The sequence below is a fragment of the Cryocola sp. 340MFSha3.1 genome, assembly GCF_000383315.1.
GTDB lineage: Bacteria > Actinomycetota > Actinomycetes > Actinomycetales > Microbacteriaceae > Leifsonia.
Genome location: NZ_KB911088.1, coordinates 537,443 through 554,861, shown reverse-complemented (window position 1 = coordinate 554,861; position 17,419 = coordinate 537,443). Strand labels below are relative to the sequence as shown.

The window sequence follows — 17,419 nt, the reverse complement described above, 5'->3', positions numbered from 1 at the left end:
GGGCCGGGCCGCGCTTGCCTGACCGGCCCGAGACATCCGTACGATGAGGGTATGGATGCGCACGCGGCGGAAGCGGAGGAGCACCGCCCCGAGAACTGGCCGCTCGGCCGGCTGCTCGGCGCCGCCTCCCGAGCCGTGGAGCGCGCCTGGGCCGATGCCCTGGAGGAGCGCGGCCTCACCCACGCGGGACTGATCGTGCTGCATCTGCTCGAGCTCGGCTTCGACTCCCAGTCGGATCTCGCCCGGATGGCGCACGTCGAGCCGCAGACCATGTCGCGCACGGTCGACCGCCTGGAGCGCGAGGGCCTGGTCACCCGCGCCCCAGACCCGGGCGACCGGCGCCGCCACGTCCTCGCCATCACCGAGGCCGGGCGATCGGCGTTCGCGGGTGTTCGCGGGCTCGAAGACGAGGTGTTCCCGGCGGTGGACGACCCGGCGGCGTTCCGCGCGGCCCTGCTGCAGATCGTCACCGCCCGCCCGTGAGCGGCAACCATGTCGTCGCGGTGCTCGTGCTGGAGGGCGCGAAGCCGCTCGACGTCGGAATCCCGGCGCAGGTGTTCTCGAACCGGCCCAGCATGCCGTACGAGGTGCGCGTGTGCGGCCCGTCCCCTGGCCTCATCACCGGCGGCGACGGGCTCTCGTATCACGTGGCGGAGGGCCTCGAGGCGCTGGAGCAGGCCGACACCGTGTTCGTTCCCGGCTACCGAACACCGGCGACGACCGATCCGCCGGCCGCCGTGGTGGATGCGCTGCTCGCCGCCCACCAGCGCGGCGCGCGCCTGGCGGCGATCTCCACCGGCGCCTTCGCCCTGGCGGCGACGGGCCTGCTCGACGGGAAGCGCGCGACGACGCACTGGCACTACACGCGCCAGCTGGCGAAGCGGTATCCGCTGGTGCGGGTGGATGAGAACGTGCTGTTCGTCGACGAGGGCGACATCCTCACCTCCGCCGGCGCGGCCTCCGGCATCGACCTGTGTCTCCATCTGGTGCGGCGCGACCATGGCGTCGGTCTCTCCAACCGGGTCGCCCGCCGCCTCGTCGCCGCGCCGTACCGCAGCGGGGGGCAGGCGCAGTTCGTCCCGCGCAGCGTTCCCGAGCCGCTGGGCGACCTGTTCGCCGAGACCCGGGAGTGGGCGCTCGCGCACCTCGCCGAGCCGCTGACGCTCGAGAGCCTGGCGCGCAACGCCCGTGTCTCCGCCCGCACCTTCTCGCGGCGGTTCGTGGAGGACACCGGCTACACGCCGATGCAGTGGGTCCTCCGGGCCCGCGTCGACCTGGCGCGGGAGCTGCTGGAGCGCTCCGACCTGGGCGTCGACCAGATCGCCGCGCAGGTCGGGCTCGGCACGGCGGCGAACCTCCGGATGCATTTCCACCGCATCCTCGGGACCTCGCCGACGGAGTACCGCCGCACGTTCTCGGCCTGAGCTCGCGCCGCTCCCCCCGGGGTGGCGGGATCCTTGCGCATGGTGGCGATCACTCTGGCGGAATGCTTGCGTGCACTGTCGTCCCAGCCACTTTCGACGGGATCGCCGACACCGGAGCATGGATGCGGTCCCACGAAAGGAACAGCATGACCCGCATCGCCATCAACGGTTTCGGCCGCATCGGCCGCAACACCCTCCGCGCCCTCCTGGAGCGCGACTCCGACCTCGAGGTCGTCGCCATCAACGATCTGACGGCGCCCGACACCCTCGCCCACCTCCTGAAGTACGACAGCTCCCTCGGCCGCCTGGGCCGCACCGTCGAGGTCGACGGCGACGCGCTCGTCGTCGACGGCCGCCGCATCCGCGTGCTGGCCGAGCGCGAGCCCGCCGACCTGCCGTGGGGCGAGCTCGGCGTGGATGTCGTGCTCGAGTCCACCGGACGCTTCACCTCCGCCGAGGCCGCCCGGGCACACCTCACTGCCGGTGCGAAGCGGGTGCTGGTCAGCGCGCCGTCCGACGGCGCCGACGTGACACTGGCCTACGGCGTCAACACCGACGCCTTCGACCCCGCCCAGCACGTCATCGTGTCCAACGCCTCCTGCACCACGAACGCGCTCGCCCCGCTCGCGGCCGTCCTGGACGACCTCGCCGGAATCGAGCACGGCTTCATGACCACCGTCCACGCGTACACGCAGGAGCAGAACCTGCAGGACGGCCCGCACCGCGACCTCCGCCGCGCCCGTGCCGCCGCGGTCAACATCGTGCCGACCACGACCGGCGCCGCGAAGGCGATCGGCCTGGTGCTCCCGCAGCTCGACGGCAAGCTGTCGGGCGACTCCATCCGCGTCCCCGTTCCCGTCGGCTCCATCGTCGAGCTGAACACCACCGTCGAGCGCGACGTCACGCGCGACGAGGTGCTGGCCGCCTACCGTGCGGCTGCCGACGGACCGCTGCGCGGCATCCTCGACTACGCCGACGAGCCCCTCGTCTCCAGCGACATCACCGGCCAGCCGGCGTCGTCGATCTTCGACGCGGCGCTGACCCGCGTCGACGGACGACACGTCAAGGTCGTCGCCTGGTACGACAACGAGTGGGGCTTCTCCAACCGCGTGGTCGACACGCTGGAGCTGCTCGCTCGCTAGTTCACGGGGAGCCTGTTACCTCGGTCGCAGGCTCCCTCGGCGCTGGGGTCGCGGCATCGCTACGCGCTGCCCTCAGCTCCACCGCGCGGCACCTTCACCATCAGGCTCGACGGGTCGACCCAGGTGCGGAGAGCGGACGCGCGGCCGAACAGGTCGCCGTCGAGATCCACCTCCTGGGGACGGCTGAGCCGCATCACGAACTCGCGGCCCTTGAGGTAGTTCATCGCGCGCACCTCCTTGTCGGCGCCCATCAGCCGTCGGCCGACGGTGGTGCGCCGGAGGACGCCGTTCTCCCAGAAGATCTTGACGGCGATCTGCACCCAGCCGACGAACCCCTCCGGGCGCAGCACGACGATGTCGAACTCCCCGTCGTCCACGGCCGCCTCGGGAAGCAGCAGGATGTTCGCGGGCAGCGACCCGCAGTTGCCGATCAGCACCGTGTGGGCCCGCACGGTGCGCACGCCCTTGTCGTCGAGCCGGTAGCGCAGGCGGAGCTCGTTCTTGTCGCGCAGCACCTTCCCGATCGCCTTCACATAGGCGAGCCAGCCGTGCCGGGCCTTGAGGTCGTCGTCGGTGGCGGCGATCATCTGGGCGTCGATCCCGACGCCGGCCATCACGAGGTAGGAGTGCTTGCGCGTCGGGCCGCTCCCGTCGCGCAGCTCGATCACGCCGACATCGATGGACCGGTTCTCTCCGTCGAACGCCGAGTCGAGGGCATGGCCCACGTCGTCGAGCGTGAGGTTCAGGTTCCGCGCGAGCAGGTTGCCCGTGCCGGAGGGAAGCAGCGCCAGCGGCACACCGGTGCCCTGAAGCTTCTCGGCGACCGTGCGGACGGTTCCGTCACCGCCGGCAGCGATGACGACATCCACGTTGCGCTCGAGCGCCTGCTCGGTCTGCCCGGAGCCCGGGTCGTCCTCGGTGGTCTCGATCCAGAGCGTCTCCGCCCAGCCGTGCCGTTCTTCGGCGGCTCGGAGCGCCTCGCGCAGGGCAGGCGCATCCACCTTCACCGGGTTCACGACGATCGCGGCGGTCCTCGTTTGCTCGGGCATTCCCCGACAGTACCGGCGGATGGTCGATGGCGGAAGCGGCCGGAGCCCTCAGCCTTTGCCCTTGCCGCCGTTCTTGCCCGGGCCGCCGCCGGGCGCGTCCTTGCCTGGTCCTTTGTCCTTCCCGGGACCCTTCTTGTCGTCCGAGGGGCTCGTCGCCGGCCCCGGATCCTCACTGGGCGTCGTCGTCTCCGGCTCCGTCGTCTCCGTCGTCGTAGCAGGAGCGACCGTGGTGGGCGGGGCCGTCACACTGGGAGTCGGGCGTGGCGTCGTGACCGTCTCGGGCTGCGCAGCGGGCGCCATCATCGAACCGAGCGCCAGTGCGGATGCGGTCACGAGGACAGCGGCCGCCGCCACACCGCCGACCAGCAACCCCCGGCGACGAGGACGCGACGGTGTCTCGCCTCTGCGATCCGGATCCCTGCGCACGGAGGTCGGGAGGACGCGCGTCGGCGCGGCATCGTCTCCCGCCGGGTCGCCGGTCGCTGCCGCCGCGCCCCCGGCAGCCCCGCCGCCGATCGCAGCCGCCACGGTCGCCGCATCCGCCGGCTCATCCGGCCGCCACCCGGCCAGCTGTGGCGCCAGCTCGCGCGCCATCACCACCACCTCCCAGGCGGTCGGCCGGATCGACGGTTCGCGGGCGGTCATGGCGCCGAGGAAGCCCCGCCAGTCCTCCGGCAGCGACGAGGGGATGCGCGGGTCGCGCGCCGAGCGGGCGGCCACCGCCTCCACGGGCGTGCCGGGGAACTCCCGGACGCCGGTCAGCGCCTCCAGCACGACGAGGCCGAGCGAGTAGATGTCCGCAGACGGCCCCGGCTCGCCGCCGAAGATCTGCTCCGGGCTCAGGTAGCCCGCGGTGCCGATGACCGTTCCGACGGTCGTGATCCGCTCCGAGCCGATCAGGTGCGCGATGCCGAAGTCGGCGAGCTTCACAACCGGCCGGCCGCCGGGCACGCTCGCGTCGGCGAGCAGGATGTTGCCGGGCTTGAGGTCGCGATGGACCATTCCCGCCTCGTGGACCACCACGAGCGCCTCCGCGATCCCGACGGCGATCTCGACCGCATCCTCCGGAGGAAGCGGTCCCCGTTCGAGCCGGGAGCGGAGGTCCTCCCCGTCGACCAGCTCCATCACCAAGAAGCTCGGCGTCGTATCCCCGTCCGCTGCCAGGTGCGCGTCGTGCAGCGCCACCAGGTGCGGGTGGCTCAGCCGCGCGAGCATCGTCGCCTCGGTGCGCCGCCGCGCATCGTCGACGGCGGCGCCGGAAGTGAAGACCTTCACGGCGACCTCGCGATCCAGGCGCCTGTCGTGGGCGCGGAAGACCGTCGCCATGCCGCCGCGGCCCAGTCGGTCCTTCAGTTCGTAGCGGTCGAGAAGCACTCTGTCGTCCACTGCGCGAGCATACGCGCAGGATCCGTGGCCGTGAATCCGCCGACAGTCGGGTCCACCCCCGTTGCGCGGATCGGCGTTGCGGGCATGACTGGAGAAGGTGAAGCACGAACCGGAGACGCCGCGGCCGGACACGGCCGTGCTCGAGGCGTTGCAGGTCTACCGTGCGGCCGAGGCGGCGATGCGTCGCCGCACGGGGGCGGCCATGGGGATCGGCGAGAACGATCTGCTCGCCCTCCGGCTCATCCTCGACAACACGTCGGCCGGCCGACCGACCTTCGCCAAAGACATCAGTGCATACCTCGGCGTCTCGAGCGCATCCACCACCCTGCTCATCGACCGGCTCGTGCGCGACGGATTCGTCGAACGACGGCAGAGCACCGTCGACAAGCGCTCCGTCGAGCTCGTCCCGACGCTGGCCGCGCAGGGCGACACCGGCCCGCTGCTGGCCGCGGCGCAGGAGCAGATCGCCGCCGCGACCGCCGAGCTCAGCCCGGATGAAGCCGAGACCGTCACGCGTTTCCTCACCAAGATGCGCCAGACCGTCGACCGCATTGCCGCGGAACGAGCCGCCGCTAGGCCGAAACGAACGTGAAGTCAAGGGGATTGCTAGGCAATTGAAGCAGTTGTTGTGTGGAGCGCGTCAAGGAAAGGACACTTCTCCATGAACATCCTGCTCATCGTCATCGCCATCATCGCGATCATCCTGCTGCTCACCGGAGGGTTCGTGCAGTCGCTGAACTTCCTCCTCTGGGTGGGAATCATCCTGCTCGTCCTGGCCGTGATCGTCTGGCTGGTGCGACTGCTCACCGGGAGCCGACGGGTCTAGGCCCGGGGGTCACCGGATGAGCCTCGGCGCTGGCATCTTCCTGGTCGTGGTGGGCGCGATCCTCGCGTTCGCCATCAACGTCCAGGTGGCCTGGATCGATCTCCACCTGGTGGGCTACATCCTGATGTTCGCCGGCGTCATCGGCATCATCATCGGGATCGTGCTGCTCACTCGGCGTCGCACCTCCGTCGCCACCACCCGCACGGCCGTCGATCCTGCGACGGGCGAGCGCGTGACGCGCCGGACGGGCGAGTCGGACGACATCGTCTGACACCCTCCCTTCTGGAAACGTGGAAGACCCCGTGCCTCTCGGCACGGGGTCTTCTTCGTCGATCGCGTCGGTCTTGGTGCATCCGGCTATGTGTGACGCGACTTGGCGAGGCCATGGTTGCGCTGGCCGACATTCTGCTCGGAAGCATCCGTCGCGGACCGGCCGCGGGTGCCCAAGCAGCTAAGCCGTTGTGCTTGCGCGTCGGGTAGGCGTACCAGCCAGCATTTGACGCCTCCAACAATCGTCACCCTCGGGTGGAGGCGCCAACGCGACGACTCATTGCGCGCAGGCTGGGGATCGCAAGCGGAACTGCTGTGGCAGCCAGGAGCAAGATGCCACACCAAATTGTGAGTGTCTGGTTTCCCAGTTGTGTTGCAATAGGACCGATCAGCAGTTGTGCTACCGGGATAGCGGCGAATGCGAATAGGTCATCCCATGCTGACACGCTCGAGAGTCGGGCCAGGGGAACACTCGAGTGAAGTGTGGTGTCGTATGTCACTGCAAGGACGCTAAAACCGACACCGCTCAAAACGGAGAGCGCGAGAAGCAATGGAAAGTTCTGCGTGAGGGCAAATCCCAAGAAGGGGAGGGCACCTAGAAGGCCGAAAAGCCGACCGGTTATCAGAGGTGATTTGAGTTGCCACTTCAGGAGAGCGGCCCCCGCCACGAGCATTCCCAGGATTCGCCCTGACAGCAGTGCGCCCCAGGCCACCGCGCCTAGAGCGGGCGCGACGATTGCCGCACCGACGATCTGTAGGGGTGCGACATTGGCGGCGTTGATAACCGCGAAACTGATACTCGAAACCCAGATCCACGGAGTGGACGAGAACGCGCGCCAGCCTGCGGCCAGCGCACCGAGCAGGCGCGGGGTGACGGCTGGATGGCCAGCCGTCGGAAGAAGGAGGTACCCGACAGCGGCGCTGAGCGATGTAAGTGCGTCCGCCAGTAGCGCCCACCCGCCTCCCACCGTGGCAACCAGCAGACCGGCTAGAAGGGGACCTCCCAAACGAACGGCGCTTCCGGCGGACGCCAGCAGGGCGTTGGCGCGCTGAAGTTCGGTAGTGGGAACAAGCTCGGGCACTATCCCGCGGAGCGCAGGGCCGCTAAATGCCGACACAACTCCAGACCCAACGCTCAATGTCATTACTGTCCAAAGTTCGTAGTGGTCGGTAACGAGTAGCGCGCCGATGCAAGCTTGCATGACGGCTGCCGCTACTCCGGTAACGCACAGTAGTGTTCGCCGCGGGAAGCGATCCGCAACTGCTCCACCTAGAACCATGAAGGCGATGGTAGGAATCATGCTCGACGCGGCGACGAGCCCCGCGTCGGTGACGGAGCCAGTTGCACCCAGGATCGCAAGTGGGAGCACGACAGGAGTCATAGCACTGCCGGTTAGGTCCACAGTTCTGGCGGCGAGGAAGATAAGGAATTTACCGCGCACCAATGATCGTTGGCGTGGCGCTCTTCTCATCCGAGAAGACCCTTCGGTTTGAGTGCCAAGCCCGCAAGGGCAGGGCAGGGATCCATTGCGCTTTGGACGAGGAGCAAAGCGGAGCGACCGTCGCTGATTGGCCGTTCTTACGCCTCTAGTGGGCGGCGCGGTGAGAGCACGCCGCCCACCTAAGTGCTTAGAAGATGTGGTCGTACTTCATCGTGTTCCTCCTTTCGTCTCGAATTCTTCAGTCCGGTTCCTGGTCGAATCGGACTGGCCGTCGTCGACGCTTGTGTCTGACGGTGCGTCGAAACTGTTGACCGGCGCCTGCGCGTACCAATCAGCAATCTGGCAGGGCACGAAGTTACGTGGTGATTGCATGGGCGGTTCCTTGTACATGTGTGACGGCAAATAAGGTCGGTTGGTGTGTGCGGTCGCTGAACTGATCAGGTTCGAGAGGTGGGCAGGGAGATGATCGATCGAACGGTAGCGCTATCGAGGAACGTCGGAGCGCCCACCTGGAACGATTCGAGAAGACCGGGCTTGGCCAATCTGAGGATCAACTCCTGACCCCATGCTTCGGCCAACTTCTTACCCAGACACATGTGTGGGCCGGCCGCGAAGGATAAGTGCCGGTTGCCTGATCGCTGAAGATCAAGCGAGTCCGGGTTGGCGAACACGCGTGGATCCCTGTTTGCAGAGGCCATGAGCGTCACGACCGTGTCTCCTGGCTTCAGCTGAACGCCCTCAAGCTCGCACGATTGAACGACTGCCCGGTTGGTTGCCTGGGCGGGGGCCAGAAATCGAAGAAACTCGCTAACGGCCTGAGTTCCGTTCTCGTTCTGCAGAGCGATCCGCGCTTGGCTAACCAGGCCGGCATCCATGGCCATCAACTGGAATATTCCAGTAGTGAAGGCGCTCGTGGTACTGAAGCTGGCGTTCACCATGCCGGCCAGAGTGTTTATGGCATAGGCGGGCGGGTATTTCTTGGCGAACTTTCGAGCCGGCGCCAATAGGGCCTCGACGCCGTCGCTTTCGAGCCATTCCGCCGCGTACTGGTGAAGCCGAGCTCCGGCTGCTCGGCCCTCCTCTAAGCGCGCAGGATCCAGGCCCCCGTCTGTTGCTCGTTGCAAGGCGCGGTGTGTGGTCATATAGTCCGCGGCCTGCTCTGGATTGAGTCCGACGACGGTTGCAGTGAGATCGAGGGCCGTGGGGTAGGCGATCTCCGTCGCAAAGTCGAAGTCGTCGCCTGCGGCAAGCAGCCTGTCGCCCAAGCGGTCAGCGACAGATCGGCAGAGCCCCTCCAGGTCCGTCTTGTGAAGCTCGTGCCGAAACTCTTGACGAAGGCCTAGGCGATGGGGCGGGTCTTCCGTCTGGACGCTGCGCTTGTTCTCCGGAATGTCGTGACCCACGCGGCTAAGGTCCTTAGCGAAATAGGCGTTGGCGCTCAGTACGTGCTTGCAGGCGTCGTATCGCGATGCTACATAACTCTTCATTCCCTCGTGCCAGTAAAGGCCGGGAGTATCCCGCAGGGCGGCAAACGCGACGTATGGGTCGGCAAGCGTTGTCGGGTCGAGTGGTTTGTATTCGAAGGTCGGGGTCTCAACTGTCGTCGGCGTCATGGCTGACGTGTTCGCCTCTCAGTTGGCAATGCAAAAACGGACACAAACCGGCCTTTCTATGTATGTATTTCTGACGCACCGGAACCACTGATCGGGACAATGGGGTGCTTCACGACTGATGGAGAGCTCGCCGTGTCTCGTCGAGAAGGCCCTCGATGGCGGTGAGAAGTTCATCATGGTGCTGCGCTTCGACGAGCACATATGCGAGGCAGGAGCCAGAGGAATCGGTCATCGATGGCATGACATCTCCCAGCCGGGACACCACGTGTACGCCCTTGACGAACTCGTGGCGCTCTAGCTGAGCGGCGTCAAACGGATTAGGAATTCCAGGGACGGTGGGAAGGTGGACAAATCCGAAGCTCTTTTCGGTTCGCTTGGGCTCAGTGGCGCTGTGCAGGCCTGAGATGATGCGCCAATGCTCGTCCCATAGGTCGACGCCATACGCGCGTTTCACGACTTCCGGGATGAACCCGCCGCCCGGCCGACACGCCAGCTCGCCCGCGATCAGCCCGCTTGGACCTTCGAAGGCCTCAAGGTGGAATACCCCGTTCGACAGTCCAAGCGAAGAGAGCGCTGAAGCGGTGAGCTTTCGTGCCTCGCCGTAGAGAAGTGGTTCCTCGTCCGGAGAGACCATTGTGGAGATGATAGGGATGCCGTGCTTAGCTCTCCACAGCGGCGAGGCGTAGCGGGAGGCGGAGATGAATTCGAGGCTTCCGCCGCGGACGGAGCCGTCAATGTGGAGCTCGTCAAAATCGAGGAATTCCTCAACGATCATTGGCCACATGGCCGATTCGAGTGCGCTTGATACCTCGAGGTGGCTGGCAAGGACGGAAACTCCTGCCGCACCTGCTTGGAGAGCAGGTTTGAGAACGACAGGGTAGGAGAAGCCCTTTGCGTCCATCAGCTCGCCGAATCGACCGGCATCAATGGTCTGCTCCAGCCGTTGCCATTTCGCACACGGGACGCCGTGGCGGAGCCACAACGCTTTCTGGAGTGCTTTGTCGCGGCAGGCGAGCGCCGCCGTTACGGACTGACCACTGGCGCGCACATGCGCTGCGGCCAGTGCTGCAGCCACCACGGACGCTTCGTTGCCGGGCACCACGGATCTGATGGGTTCTGGGATGGTGGCGAGCGCCGCGAGAGTGGACTCGACTTCGCGGTAGGAAGCAATGACTCGAGTGCTCACGCCTTTTGCACGATGCGGCTCCAACCAGTCGTAGTGCTGAGGCTCATGCAAGACGTAGATCTCAAAGTCGGACTGTTGCAGTGAGCTGATCAACCCCGACGAGGGACCAACGACAACGATGCACTCTGCGCTCATTTGCATGCCAATCGGGCCAGACGAGAATGCAACGCGTCGAGCAAATCGTCCTCAACACCAACGGACGCGTACAGGAAGCCACGCATCCGCGAGTCCGGGGCTGCCGGAATAGTCAGCAGAACTCCTCGACCGGTCGCACGGTCGAATGCGAGGCCGAGATCCTGAATGGTGCTCAAAATATCCGCAGTCGAGATCCAGGGCCAATGTAGTTCCGCGGAGTGCTGTATCAACGGATCGCCACTTGTCACGGAGGCGAGACGGTAAAGATGCGAACCAGTAGTTGTGCGCGCGTTGCACTCGGTGAACGCGAATCCGCCCTCGCGGGTCTCGACAAAGTCGAAGCATGCATTTCCTCGGTATCCGAACCGGAAGAGAGCTTCTGCGAGACGCCCGGAATCGCTGAAGAGCGATGACGCATCGGTGAGGCCGCCAGGCAGGCGTCCGACAATCTCTTGGCTGATCCTCGAGTTGCTATAAATCAAGGTTCCGTAGCCGGCCATCGACGGACCGGCGTCGCGTATATCAAATTCGACGTATCCGCAGCCGGATGCGTGGACGAACTCTTCGATGACTACCGGGTAGTGACCTGCGTTAGAGGCCCACTCCCAACGTTCATCGAAGTATTGCTGCACACCTTCTGGTTCATCGAGAACGCGCTGCGCCGGCACACCGAGATGGCTAGTGTCCTCGACCCTGAGTGAAAGGAGCTCGTTTCCTGCTCCCGCGCCCGCGTGTGCTCGTTTGACGACCGCGGCCCCTACTTCGTTCAACAAGGCCTGCGAATGGGCGACGGCCTCGTCTTTGCTGTAGGCGACGACCGCGCGGGGAGTCGAGGCGCCCGCCATGCGGGCAAGTAGATGGAAGTAGGCCTTGCTATTGGCTAGGTTTGCGCCGCCCAGCCGCAGGAAGTCTGAGTCCCGATGGGCCAGCTCGCCTGATACCGCTTCATAAAATGGAAGCAGCTGCGCTGACGGGAAGAGAGGGCAGTAGTCAACTTCATGGCTCGCAGTCAGGTTGCGAACCGTTTGCAGAAACGTGGGCTGCGTCAGCGCCAATGGATCCAGGACGCGGTCGCCATACCGACCGGCGGGAGCCCGCAGAATCCGGGGGCTGGCGTACCGCCCCGTAACGGCATCGACATGCTTCACAAAAAGTTCGTCGACGTCGCACGGAAGGATTACCACATCACTCTCCGCCGCGAACCAAAGAGCCCGATGGGACCACGCCCTCGTCTCTCCCCGCCGCCAGAGGCTCTCGTCAATGTCGTTCCCGATAACGATCTTCACAAGATCACCACGCTCCGTAGTACTCGACAAGGTCCGCGCGCATACCGGCGTCTAGTTTGGCCAGCACATCCGGCGGAGGAGTGAATCTGTCGTGCAGGGCATCGGCCCTCTCGGCATACAGACGGCGACCGTAGTCCTCCACGACGTCCGGCCACTCCGGTCGCACTGTCCAGTGCGTTTCCCTACCGACCGCGACCAGTTCTTCCGTCGCGAGTTCGACGATCACATCGCGACTGCCAATCTGCAATGGAGGTCGAACCGGTTGGAACCGATCAAACGCCTCGGGCAGCTGTGCGCCGGCTTCTATGGCATCCGCAATTGCTGATGCAATCAACGGGGATTGCTGGACGCCGTCACGATACGTGCCCGTTGCAAGCCACAAGCCACCTACCCCGACCTCGCCGATGAGGGGGAACCCGTCCGCCGTGACGGGTCGATTACCCACCTGCGTTACAGCAACCTCGGCGAGCGCAAGTCGAGTATCAATCTGGTACACGGCGCAATTAAGCAGAAACTCCAGATCGCGAATCGTTGCATTCCGACGGGCAGCATGTCGAACCACGTTCGTGCCGCCGACGTACAACAGCGAGTTCCCCCGCGGGACTGTGTGGAGGCCGCACGCGAACGCCCTGTTCGGTGTTCGGATCACGTGATCGGGCACTGGGTGATCGCTCGGCCGTAGAAGGACAGAGACTCCATAGCCGTTGAACAGTGGCGGAATCTTTCGGCGAATCTCTGGAATGGAGTCGAGCAATCGGAGAGAAGATGATCCGCTAGCAACCACGACAACCGGCGCATTCAGCATGCGTCCGTCTTCCAGCTGGATGCCCCGGCACGAGTTTCCTTGGACGATTACTTCACGAGCGACGGCATTGATCACCTGGCCGCCTTCCGCCCGGAGGCCAGCATCAAGACGGCTGAGGAACGACGGGAGGTTGAGGGAATTCTCGCCTGGGATATGGAAAGCCTTCAGCGGGCGCGAAAGATCGTCGGGCTTGATTCCGGAGATTTCACCGACATCTACGTGTTCGAACGGTTCGTCGAGCTCCAATAGTGCCGACTCTATGGCTTTGAAGTTTCCGTCATCCACGGCGGCGCCGCCGATCGTGTTCAAGATAACCGTCGTACCGCCCGATTGAACACTCGGCCTCTGGTCCTCGCCATATGAGGCCAAGCGGGCATCCCACGCGGGCCACAGACTCCGGGCATGGAGATCCGCTTCAAGCTTGAGCCTGCCGTTCGGTTCGTTCACGGTCATCCGAGTCACTTCGCCGAAACATCCCAGCATGGCCCCCGCGGCTGTTGATGCGGCGCGCGGTCGGCCTTGGGGACCCACCCGTGCCACCCGTAGCCGCCGTCGAGCCAACTCGAATGCGATCGTGGAACCGATCGCCCCGTTGCCGACGACGATGACGTCGAACGTGAGGGGTTGTGACATGAATCTCCCATTGACGGCGTAACGGCGTGCTTCGTATCTGAAGAACCGGGCTCCGCGGCGCGCGTCAAATGAGTCCTGTTGCTAACCCGCAGCCCTGAGCGAACGTAGTTCACAGACCGTTCTGCAGACAAAGCTCATGCGTCCGCAATGGCCGCAATGGGCTGGCTGGCACCCATCGATTTGAATGCTGGGCGCGACTGCCGTTGTCGGCACGTCCGCGGCATCGGCGAGGATTGGCATCGGTGAGGTCACGCGGCGCCTGAACTCCGCATTCGGCGCGAATCAAGTGCGCACGCGCCGACGGCCGGCGCAAAAGCCCAATGCGGTGCGCACGTCGACGCAGGCCACGGATCGGCCAAAAACTCCACCTCGACCGGCGGCGCTAGACGCGGCACATTCTCAACGAACGCCAGCGTATCGGCAGGCATGGAGTATCGCTGCGAGCGTTGACCCTTCAGATGACATCTTGAATGACAACCGCGACCGCGCGCGGCCTACCTCTGACCGACACCGGCCACGAAGCGGTCACCCCTCGCGAGCTCTGCGGGCGTCACTCCATCGAGTCGAGGATCCCCACCAGGTTGTCGAACGTGGTCAGTGGGTTCAGGATGGCGAAACGCGTGTTCGGCCGGCCCGCGTGCGAACTCGGCGTGACGAACGCGCGCTGCTCCTCCAGCAGCCGGGCGGACCACAGGGCGTAGTCCTCCTTGGCCCAGCCGTCGCGCTCGAAGACCACGACCGAGAGCTGGGGCCGTCGCACGAGGCGGAAGCCGTCCCGCTGCTCGATCTCCTCGGCCACTCGCTCGGCCAGCCGGATGGATGCGGTCACCGCATCGCGGTAGGCCGCGGCTCCATGTGACGCCAGCGAGAACCAGAACGGCAGCCCGCGGGCCCGGCGGGTCAGGTGCGCGGCGTAGTCGGAGGGGCTCCACTCCGCGGTCTCGGTCAGCGTGTCGAGGTACTCGGCGTGCTGGGTGTGCGCCCGCCGGCCGGCCTCCGGGTCGCGATAGATCAGGGCGCAGGCGTCGAACGGCGCGAACAGCCACTTGTGCGGGTCGACGATCACCGAGTCCGCGCTCTCCACCCCGGCGAAACGGTGGCGGGCCAGCGGCGAGAGCATCCCCGCGAGTCCATACGCGCCGTCGACGTGCAGCCAGAACGAGAAGTCCGACTTCAGGGCGGCGATCGACGCGATGTCGTCGACGATGCCGAAGTTCGTGGATCCGCCTGTGGCGACGACCGCGAACACTGCGTCGCCGTACTCCTCCAGCGCCGGACGAACCGCATCTCCGCTCAGCACACCGCTCTCCCCCGGTGAGACGGCGACGACGTCGACATCCATCACCCGTGCGGCGGACGAGACCGACGAGTGCGCCTCGGAGCTGCAGACGATCACCCAGCGACCGGCCGGATTGCCGCGCTCGGTCCGGGCCGCATCCCGCGCCGCCACCAGGGCGGAGAGGTTGCCGAGCGTCCCGCCCTGCACGAAGACACCACCGGCCGTCGCCGGCAGCCCGAACTCGGCCGCCAGCCACGCCAGCACCTGGTTCTCGGCGTACACGGCGCCGGATCCCTCCAGCCAGGAGCCCCCGTAGACGGCGCTGGCCGAGACGACGAGGTCGAACGCGGTGGCCGCTTTCGTCGGGGCCGTCGGGATGAACGACAGGTAGCTCGGGTGGTCGGTGGTGATGCACGCGGGCGCGAGGACGTGCTCGAAGAGAGCGAGCGCGCGCTCGGCGCCGATGCCGTTCTCGGAGACGGTCTGTCCCGCCAGGCGGCGCAGCTCGTACTCCGGCAGCGGCTTGTCGAGCGGGGTGTCCTCACTGAGGATGCGCCGGCGCGAGTAGTCGAGCACCAGGTCGACCAGTTCACGGGTCTCCGGCGTCACCGCGTGCATGCGGTCGTGCGGCTGAGCGGGCTGCTGAGTCATGGAACCTCCGATCGCCATGCTTTCACAAAGAACCCGCATGAGTTTGGCGCTGAACGCAACTCTCTTGCTCGTTCAGCGCAGCATTCGGATATTTCGAGCGCCCAGCACCAGCCGATTGGGCGGCCTGCTACGGTCGAGCGGGTGAGTGACACTCCCGCCGCCGACATCACCACCGACGCCGCGCTGGTCGCCCGGCTGCTCGCGGAGCAGCATCCCGACCTCGACGGAGAACTCCGGCTGGTGAGCGACGGCTGGGACAACCAGCTGTACCGGCTCGGTGACCGTCTCGCGGTCCGCGTCCCGCGCCGGGAGGCCGCCGCGCACCTCATCGAGCACGAGCAGCGCATGCTCCCCGGGATCGCGGAGCGCGTGAGCGTCCGCGTGCCCGTCCCTGTTCGCGTCGGTGTCCCGTCTGCGACATTCCCTTGGCCATGGAGCGTCGTGGAGTGGTTCGACGGCATCGACGGCGCATCCGTCGGCGCCGCGGGCCGTGTCGGTCTGGCCGAGCCGCTGGCACTCTTCCTCGGCGAGCTCGCCGTGCCCGCCCCCGAAGCGCCGCACAACCTGGTGCGCGGGATCCCGCTCGCGGCACGCAGAGAAGCAGTCGCTACCCGGCTCCGCTCGCTGTCCGGCCGCATGGAGGTCGCCGACCTCGAACAGGCCTGGCGCGAGGCCCTCGACGCTCCCGCCTGGGACGGGCCTCCCCTGCTGCTCCACGGCGACCTGCATCCCGGCAACCTGCTGCTCGGCCCGGACGGCGATCTGACAGGGGTCGTCGACTTCGGCGACGTCACATCCGGCGACCCGGCCACGGATCTCGCCACCGCGTGGCTCACCTTCGACCGGGACGCGCGGGAGCGGTTCCGCCGTGCACTTCCCGTCACGCCCGACACGGCGACGTGGGCGCGAGCGCGCGGCTGGGCGGTGACGATGGCGTCCGCCCTGGCCATGGCGTCGGACGACAACCCTCGGATGGCGGCGCTGGCCCGGCACGCACTCGCGCAGATCCCGGAGTAACGCCCGAGTTCCGGCCAGCAACGCCCGCTCAGGCGGCAGGCTCCTCGTCGACGGCGAGACCCAGCATCCGCAACTCCTCCTGTGAGCGCCCCGAGAGCTTGCGACCGAGCAGCGGGCGCCGGTCGGCATGCACCTTGAGGCCCTTCGGCCCGCGGGCGAGCGGCTCCTCCCATCCGCGGTACAGCGCAACAACGCGGAAGGTGAACCCGAGCAGGAAGGCGGCCCCGACGCTCAGCCAGTACGGCACGCCCGCCTCCGAGAGCACGATCCAGACGAATCCGGTGCCGACGGCCGTCGCGACGAACCACTCGCCGCGCACGAACTGCTTGGGCGTGACACCGCTGGTCACGTCGATCAGATAGCGGCCCGCGGTCGGTGCGATCACGGCGATCGCGAGTGCGCCCACGATGGGATAGCCGGCTTCCGTCGCCTTCTGCGCTCCGATGATGGCGTACCAGGGTAGCGAGAACGACGTCATGAACTGGAAGAGGCCCTCGCGGAACAGCTGGCCGTGCGCATAGGCGATGAGGTAGCCGACGACACCGGCCGCGACGCTGAAGACCAGGTAGGCCGGGTTGACGAAGGCGGACGGTGTCTCCTGCAGGATCACGTCCCGGATGACCCCGCCCGCGATTCCGCCGATGACGGCCATCAAGATGATGCCGACGAAGGTGTAGTTGCGGTAGTGGTCCGGCCGCCGCGCGAGCAGCGCACCGTTCAGAGCGTTCGTCGTCGCCGCGATCAGGTCGATGAGGGTGCCGCCACCGGAGAGCGACCACGTGCCGAAGGTGAGCTCGGTCGGATGCATCGAAAGTCCCCTGCCCGCGACGCAGTGCCGCCGCAGACCCACGCTAACGAGGCAGGGCGGCGAGCGAGAGACAGCGCAGTCCGCGATCCCGACCGCGCCCTAGATACCCCGCTCGTGGGTGGACCCGACGACCGGCTGGCCGTCCTCATCCACGGCGATCAGGCCGGAGGAGCTGGCCGCCGCTGCCGCGAGGCGCTCGATCCAGTCGCGGTCGAGTGTCGGCGGTCGTGAGCCGCTGAACCGGAAACGCAGGGGGATGGAGGGGTCGATCCAGACGGTCGAGCGACCGTCGCCGTTCTCCGCGGTCTCGCGCCAGCTCAGAGCGAACGACTCCTTGCGGCGCAGCTTCGACACGATCACCACTTCGAGGTGCGCGAGGACGCGATCCTCGAACGTGATCATCGTGCTGCTGTCGTAGACCATGTATCCCATCGGGCACCTCCAGCCAACACCGTACGCCAAGACGC

General features: G+C 66.5%; 17 protein-coding genes. 7 read left to right on the top strand and 10 right to left on the bottom strand.

Annotation, left to right across the window (positions count from 1 at the left end):
* Positions 1 to 51 precede the first annotated feature (51 nt).
* From H284_RS0113665 to gap, 3 genes are all read left to right on the top strand, one after another.
* Positions 52 to 483: a MarR family winged helix-turn-helix transcriptional regulator gene (locus tag H284_RS0113665; RefSeq protein ID WP_018192276.1), complete on the top strand. Its 432-nt coding sequence runs from the start codon at positions 52 to 54 to the stop codon at positions 481 to 483.
* The gene (locus H284_RS0113660) at positions 480 to 1,424 is read left to right on the top strand and encodes a GlxA family transcriptional regulator (RefSeq protein ID WP_020076698.1); all 945 of its coding nucleotides are present in this window, start codon (positions 480 to 482) and stop codon (positions 1,422 to 1,424) included. The genes H284_RS0113665 and H284_RS0113660 overlap by 4 nt, the downstream gene beginning before the upstream one ends.
* A 146-nt stretch (positions 1,425 to 1,570) precedes the next feature.
* Entirely contained in the window at positions 1,571 to 2,566 is a 996-nt protein-coding gene (gene gap / locus H284_RS0113655) for a type I glyceraldehyde-3-phosphate dehydrogenase (RefSeq protein WP_018192278.1), read from the top strand.
* 59 nt (positions 2,567 to 2,625) lie between these two features.
* Here gap and H284_RS0113650 read toward each other — a convergent pair whose 3' ends face one another.
* Positions 2,626 to 3,615, bottom strand: coding sequence for a diacylglycerol kinase family protein (locus H284_RS0113650; protein WP_029042948.1), 990 nt, complete (start codon positions 3,613 to 3,615; stop codon positions 2,626 to 2,628).
* A 48-nt stretch (positions 3,616 to 3,663) separates the two neighbouring features.
* Positions 3,664 to 5,001 (bottom strand): serine/threonine-protein kinase, encoded by a 1,338-nt coding sequence (locus H284_RS0113645; RefSeq protein ID WP_020076696.1) that lies wholly within the window; start codon positions 4,999 to 5,001, stop codon positions 3,664 to 3,666.
* A gap of 97 nt (positions 5,002 to 5,098) precedes the next feature.
* Between H284_RS0113645 and H284_RS0113640 the strand changes: the two genes are divergently transcribed.
* The 3 genes from H284_RS0113640 (at position 5,099) to H284_RS0113630 (ending at position 6,098) form a co-directional block, all read left to right on the top strand.
* Positions 5,099 to 5,593, top strand: coding sequence for a MarR family winged helix-turn-helix transcriptional regulator (locus tag H284_RS0113640; RefSeq protein WP_018192281.1), 495 nt, complete (start codon positions 5,099 to 5,101; stop codon positions 5,591 to 5,593).
* Positions 5,594 to 5,662: 69 nt separating this feature from the next.
* Complete coding sequence (locus H284_RS21075) at positions 5,663 to 5,827, top strand: hypothetical protein (RefSeq protein WP_018192282.1); 165 nt, start codon at positions 5,663 to 5,665, stop codon at positions 5,825 to 5,827.
* 16 nt (positions 5,828 to 5,843) lie between these two features.
* Positions 5,844 to 6,098 carry a DUF6458 family protein gene (locus tag H284_RS0113630; protein WP_018192283.1) on the top strand — a complete coding sequence of 85 codons (255 nt, stop codon included), beginning with the start codon at positions 5,844 to 5,846 and terminating at the stop codon, positions 6,096 to 6,098.
* 244 nt (positions 6,099 to 6,342) lie between these two features.
* On the opposite strand, the gene H284_RS21300 is transcribed toward H284_RS0113630, so the two are convergent.
* From H284_RS21300 to H284_RS0113595, 6 genes are all read right to left on the bottom strand, one after another.
* Positions 6,343 to 7,569 (bottom strand): MFS transporter, encoded by a 1,227-nt coding sequence (locus H284_RS21300; protein WP_081630417.1) that lies wholly within the window; start codon positions 7,567 to 7,569, stop codon positions 6,343 to 6,345.
* 407 nt (positions 7,570 to 7,976) lie between these two features.
* On the bottom strand, positions 7,977 to 9,152 hold the full coding sequence (locus H284_RS20560) for a cytochrome P450 (RefSeq protein WP_081630416.1): 1,176 nt from the start codon (positions 9,150 to 9,152) through the stop codon (positions 7,977 to 7,979).
* A 109-nt stretch (positions 9,153 to 9,261) separates the two neighbouring features.
* Complete coding sequence (locus tag H284_RS20925) at positions 9,262 to 10,473, bottom strand: ATP-grasp domain-containing protein (protein ID WP_155885501.1); 1,212 nt, start codon at positions 10,471 to 10,473, stop codon at positions 9,262 to 9,264.
* Positions 10,470 to 11,759: a preATP grasp domain-containing protein gene (locus H284_RS20920; RefSeq protein ID WP_196802843.1), complete on the bottom strand. Its 1,290-nt coding sequence runs from the start codon at positions 11,757 to 11,759 to the stop codon at positions 10,470 to 10,472. The genes H284_RS20925 and H284_RS20920 overlap by 4 nt, the downstream gene beginning before the upstream one ends.
* A 4-nt stretch (positions 11,760 to 11,763) precedes the next feature.
* Positions 11,764 to 13,197: an NAD(P)/FAD-dependent oxidoreductase gene (locus H284_RS20770; RefSeq protein ID WP_081630415.1), complete on the bottom strand. Its 1,434-nt coding sequence runs from the start codon at positions 13,195 to 13,197 to the stop codon at positions 11,764 to 11,766.
* A 550-nt stretch (positions 13,198 to 13,747) separates the two neighbouring features.
* Positions 13,748 to 15,145, bottom strand: coding sequence for a pyridoxal-dependent decarboxylase (locus tag H284_RS0113595; protein ID WP_020076689.1), 1,398 nt, complete (start codon positions 15,143 to 15,145; stop codon positions 13,748 to 13,750).
* Between the two features lie 123 nt (positions 15,146 to 15,268).
* Here H284_RS0113595 and H284_RS0113590 point away from each other — a divergent pair, with 123 nt between their 5' ends.
* Positions 15,269 to 16,144, top strand: a complete 876-nt coding sequence (locus tag H284_RS0113590) for an aminoglycoside phosphotransferase family protein (RefSeq protein WP_020076688.1) — start codon at positions 15,269 to 15,271, stop codon at positions 16,142 to 16,144.
* A 28-nt stretch (positions 16,145 to 16,172) separates the two neighbouring features.
* Here H284_RS0113590 and H284_RS0113585 read toward each other — a convergent pair whose 3' ends face one another.
* Positions 16,173 to 16,952: a TRIC cation channel family protein gene (locus tag H284_RS0113585; RefSeq protein ID WP_020076687.1), complete on the bottom strand. Its 780-nt coding sequence runs from the start codon at positions 16,950 to 16,952 to the stop codon at positions 16,173 to 16,175.
* A 99-nt stretch (positions 16,953 to 17,051) separates the two neighbouring features.
* Positions 17,052 to 17,384 (bottom strand): DUF7882 family protein, encoded by a 333-nt coding sequence (locus tag H284_RS0113580; RefSeq protein WP_018192287.1) that lies wholly within the window; start codon positions 17,382 to 17,384, stop codon positions 17,052 to 17,054.
* Positions 17,385 to 17,419 lie beyond the last annotated feature (35 nt).

What these genes read in the sequence shown, in the direction of transcription:
- H284_RS0113595 (WP_020076689.1), bottom strand. Translation starts at nt 15,145, where the DNA reads ATGGCGATCGGAGGTTCCATGACTCAGCAGCCCGCTCAGCCGCACGAC.
- H284_RS0113585 (WP_020076687.1), bottom strand. Translation starts at nt 16,952, where the DNA reads ATGCATCCGACCGAGCTCACCTTCGGCACGTGGTCGCTCTCCGGTGGC.
- H284_RS0113650 (WP_029042948.1), bottom strand. Translation starts at nt 3,615, where the DNA reads ATGCCCGAGCAAACGAGGACCGCCGCGATCGTCGTGAACCCGGTGAAG.
- H284_RS0113665 (WP_018192276.1), top strand. Translation starts at nt 52, where the DNA reads ATGGATGCGCACGCGGCGGAAGCGGAGGAGCACCGCCCCGAGAACTGG.
- H284_RS20770 (WP_081630415.1), bottom strand. Translation starts at nt 13,197, where the DNA reads ATGTCACAACCCCTCACGTTCGACGTCATCGTCGTCGGCAACGGGGCG.
- H284_RS21300 (WP_081630417.1), bottom strand. Translation starts at nt 7,569, where the DNA reads ATGAGAAGAGCGCCACGCCAACGATCATTGGTGCGCGGTAAATTCCTT.
- H284_RS0113580 (WP_018192287.1), bottom strand. Translation starts at nt 17,384, where the DNA reads ATGGGATACATGGTCTACGACAGCAGCACGATGATCACGTTCGAGGAT.
- gap (WP_018192278.1), top strand. Translation starts at nt 1,571, where the DNA reads ATGACCCGCATCGCCATCAACGGTTTCGGCCGCATCGGCCGCAACACC.
- H284_RS20925 (WP_155885501.1), bottom strand. Translation starts at nt 10,473, where the DNA reads ATGAGCGCAGAGTGCATCGTTGTCGTTGGTCCCTCGTCGGGGTTGATC.
- H284_RS20560 (WP_081630416.1), bottom strand. Translation starts at nt 9,152, where the DNA reads ATGACGCCGACGACAGTTGAGACCCCGACCTTCGAATACAAACCACTC.
- H284_RS0113630 (WP_018192283.1), top strand. Translation starts at nt 5,844, where the DNA reads ATGAGCCTCGGCGCTGGCATCTTCCTGGTCGTGGTGGGCGCGATCCTC.
- H284_RS21075 (WP_018192282.1), top strand. Translation starts at nt 5,663, where the DNA reads ATGAACATCCTGCTCATCGTCATCGCCATCATCGCGATCATCCTGCTG.